We start from the raw sequence: 3,655 nt of genomic DNA on the forward strand, positions 1-3,655 counted from the left end.
CGCGGCGCGGGCCCGCGCGCGTATCGGCGCGATGGCGTTGTCGGCGCGTACCCCGTCGGAGCGGTCGCGGCGGGCGGTGATCGCGGCGCGGTTGCCGTCGCCGCAGTGGCCGGCGGCGCGGCTGCTGGTCACCGCCGTGGACGCGGCCTCCGGTGAGTTCGTGGTGTTCGACGCGGACAGCGGGGTGTCGCTGGTGGACGCGGTCGGCGCGAGTTGCGCGGTGCCGGGGGTGTGGCCGCCGGTGACTGTCGGCGGCCGGCGCTACGTCGACGGCGGGGTCCGCTCGCCGGTGAACGCGGATCTGGCGGCCGGCTGCGATCGGGTGGTGGTGCTGGCGCCGACGCGCGCGGCGGTGGGGCCGATGCCGCGGCTGTCGGCGCAGGTGGCGGCGTTGCGGGAGGCGGGGGCGCGGGTGGCGGTGGTGTCGCCGGACCGGGCGGCGCGGACGGCGATCGGCCGCAACGTGCTGGACCCGGCGCGGCGGGCGGCGTCGGCGCGGGCCGGGTTCGCGCAGGCCGACGCGGTGGCCGAGGAGATCGCGGCGGTCTGGCGCTGAGTCCTGGGCGCCGCTCAGGTGCCGCCGGTGAGGCGCGCGAGGCGCCGGTTGAGGTAGCGCTGTTCGGGCAGGCTGCCGGTGAGCCGGGCGGCCAGCCGGTAGTGCTCGGCGGCGGCGTGTGGGTCGCCGTGGAGTTCCAGCAGGTGCGCGCGGACGGCGTGCAGCCGGTGGTGGCCGCGCATCGCCGGGTCGGCCAGCAGCGGGTCGAGCAGGGCCAGCCCGACGGCGGGGCCGTGCGCCATGGCCACCGCGACGGCCTGGTTGAGCGTGACGAACGGGCTGGGGGCGACCCGGCTCAGCATGTCGTAGAGGACGCTGATCTGCAGCCAGTCGGTGTCCGGGAAGGCCGGTGCCTCGGCGTGCACGGCGGCGATGGCCGCCTGGAGCTGGTAGCGGCCCACCGGGCCGTGGGGCAGGGCCCGGCCGAGTAGCGTGACGCCCTCGTCGATGAGGTCGCCGCGCCAGCGGGAGCGGTCCTGGCCGGCCAGCGGCACGAGGTCACCGGCGGCGTCGGTACGGGCCGGCGACCGGGCGTGGGTGAGCAGCATCAGCGCCAGCGCGCCGGCGACCTCGTGGTGGCCGGGCAGCGCCGCGTGGACCTGCCGGGTGAGCCGGATCGCCTCCTCGGCGAGCTCCACGTCGACGAGCTGGTCACCGGAGGTGCGGGTGTAGCCCTCGCTGAACACCAGGTGGCACACGTCCAGCACGGCGGCCACCCGGTCGGGCAGCGCGTCCGGCGGCGGCATGGTGAACCGGGCGCCGGCCTCGCGCAGGGTCGCGCGGGCGCGGCTCAGCCGCTGCGTCATGGTCCGGGCCGGAACCAGGTAGGCCGCGGCGATCTGCTCCACGCGCAGTCCCGCCACCGCGCGTAGGGTCAGCGCGACCTGGGAGGGGCGGCTCAGTGCCGGGTGGCAGCACAGGAACAGCAGCCGCAGCGTGTCGTCGGCGCCGGTCATGGGCGTGTCGTCGTCGACGGGCGGTACCACGCCGGCGCCGGGTTGCCGGGCCGCGTCGAGCCGCTCGCGGCGGGTCCGGGCCTGCTCGGCGCGCATCCGGTCGATCAGCCGTCGCGAGGCGACCTGGATGAGCCAGGCCCGCGGTTCGTCGGGCACACCGGTGAGCGGCCAGCGAGCGGCGGCGGCCTCCGCCGCGTCCTGCAGGGCGTCCTCGCAGGCGTCGGGGTGCCCGTAGCGGCGCAGCAGCGCGGCGCGGACGTGCGGCGCTTCCCGGCGCCACACGTCCGCGAGTGCCGTGGCGTCACTGATCGGAGCCGCCCGGCCACATCAGGGGCCGCAGCTCGACCGTCTCGCCCGGGCCGGCGAACTTCGCGGCGACGGCCTCCGCGCGGGCCTGGTCCTCGACGTCGACGAGGAAGAAACCGGCGAGGTGTTCCTTGGCCTCGGAGTACGGGCCGTCGGTGGCCAGCGGTGCGCCGTCGCGCCACCGGTAGAGCCGGGCGGTGCCGGGGTCGGCGAGCGCCTCCCCCATGACCAGCTCACCGTTGGCGTGCAGCTCGGTCATCACCTGCTCGAAGTCGGCGTTGAGCTGTTCGCGTACCTCGGCGGGCAGCTCCTGGTGGGCGGCGAGGTATTCGGAGGTGGGGTGGCCCCACGGCTCCGGGTTGGAGTGGATCATGATCACGTACTTCACTGGCTGTCCTTCGCGTCGTGCGGCGGTGTCTCCCCGCCGCTCGCCCGGTACGACGGAGCGGGATCGCCGATGTCTACATATCCTCGCGTCATGAGTGACGCGGTGGGTGTCGGTGACCTGGTCGAGGATTTCACGCTGCCGGACGAGACGGGCACGCCACGGCGCCTGTCGGAGTTCCTGGCCGCGGGTCCGGTGGTGCTGTTCTTCTACCCGGCGGCGATGACGCGGGGCTGCACGGCGGAGAGCTGCCACTTCCGGGACCTGGCGGCGGAGTTCGCGGCGGTGGGCGCGCAACGGGTGGGGATCAGCCGGGATCCGGTGCAGCGGCAGGCGGAGTTCTCCCGCCGGCACGGGCTCGGCTATCCGCTGCTGTCCGACGCCGACGGCGCTGTGGCGCGGGCGTTCGGGGTGCGGCGGCGGCTGCCGCTGGGCGCGCTGAGCACCCGGCGGATGACGTTCGTGATCGGCACGGATCGGCGGGTGCTCGCCGTGGTGCACAGCGAGCTGAGCATGAACGAGCACGCCGACGCGGCGCTGCGCGCCCTCGGGGGCTGATCATCGCGGTGTCGCAGCCGGCTGGTATCAAGGCTGCGTCAAACAGGTGTACGGAAGAGGGCGTGATGGCGGGTCAGGGTTTGTCCACTGACGAGGTTCAGGGAATCCGGGAGGCCCTTGCGGCGGGCCGCAAGCCCCGGGTGGTGTTCACCGAGGCGGCCGGGCAGATGGCCGGGCAGCTCGGGCAGGTGGTGGAGCTGACCGACCCGGCGGCGTCGGAGGAGTTCGTGGTGGTGCGGTTCGGCCGCGACGAGCTGCCGTTCTCCCCCGCCGACGTGGCGATCGCCCCCAAGGGCGCCGGGCGGCGTCCGGCCGCGGAGGCGAAGCCGGAACCCGAGCAGCCGCCGGCCGCGCCGGAGCCGGAGTTCGTGCTGGACACCCCGCGGGTGCCGGCGCCGCGGCGGGAGGAGACGAAGACCGAGCAGCCGCCGGCGGAGCCGAAGCCGGCGAAGCGGGCGGTGAAGGCCGCGAAGCCGAAGACCCCGCCGGGGCTGACCGTGACGCTCGCGTACGCCGAGGGCGAGTGGACGGTGGCCGCGCAGCAGGGCACGAAGGCGCTGGCCCGGCCGTACGTGGTGAAGCCGGCCGAGGCGCTGCGGATGGTGGCGCTCGTCGACGTGCCGGGGGTGCAGGAGGCGGTGGAGCAGATCCTGGCCGCCGAGCGGGCCGAGGCCGAACAGCAGGCGGAGAAGCTGCGCGCCGAGCTGGCCGAGATCGAGGCGCGGCTGGCGGAACTGCGCGAGGCGCGCTGACCCCGGAACGCCCCGCGGGGCCGGGGGGCCCCCCCCCCCCCCGCCCCCCCCCCGGCCCGGTGTGCGGCAGGCCGCCGGCTTCGACCCCGGGTCGGGCGGCCCGGAGGAGGAGCTGGGCGACGCGGAGGACGACGGCCCGGTG

General features: G+C 76.0%; 5 protein-coding genes. 3 read left to right on the forward strand and 2 right to left on the reverse strand.

The features are described 5' to 3' along the window. Nucleotides 1-556: patatin-like phospholipase family protein (locus AC2CHG_RS30505; RefSeq protein ID WP_484526110.1), on the forward strand; the 556-nt coding region annotated here is incomplete at its 5' end. Between the two features lie 14 nt (nt 557-570). Here the strand turns inward: AC2CHG_RS30505 and AC2CHG_RS30510 are convergent. Continuing rightward, a complete protein-coding gene (locus AC2CHG_RS30510) occupies nt 571-1,794 on the reverse strand; it encodes an RNA polymerase sigma factor (RefSeq protein ID WP_484526111.1) in 1,224 nt (407 codons plus the stop codon). A gap of 19 nt (nt 1,795-1,813) precedes the next feature. After that, nucleotides 1,814-2,206, reverse strand: a complete 393-nt coding sequence (locus AC2CHG_RS30515; RefSeq protein WP_262015747.1) for a YciI family protein — start codon at nt 2,204-2,206, stop codon at nt 1,814-1,816. 90 nt (nt 2,207-2,296) lie between these two features. Here AC2CHG_RS30515 and AC2CHG_RS30520 point away from each other — a divergent pair, with 90 nt between their 5' ends. Together AC2CHG_RS30520 and AC2CHG_RS30525 are read left to right on the forward strand one after the other, a co-directional pair. Further along, entirely contained in the window at nt 2,297-2,761 is a 465-nt protein-coding gene (locus tag AC2CHG_RS30520; RefSeq protein WP_463839631.1) for a peroxiredoxin, read from the forward strand. Nucleotides 2,762-2,826: 65 nt separating this feature from the next. Further along, nucleotides 2,827-3,513: a hypothetical protein gene (locus AC2CHG_RS30525; protein ID WP_484526112.1), complete on the forward strand. Its 687-nt coding sequence runs from the start codon at nt 2,827-2,829 to the stop codon at nt 3,511-3,513. Nucleotides 3,514-3,655 lie beyond the last annotated feature (142 nt).

This window comes from Micromonospora sp. ATLC20, from assembly GCF_057196585.1.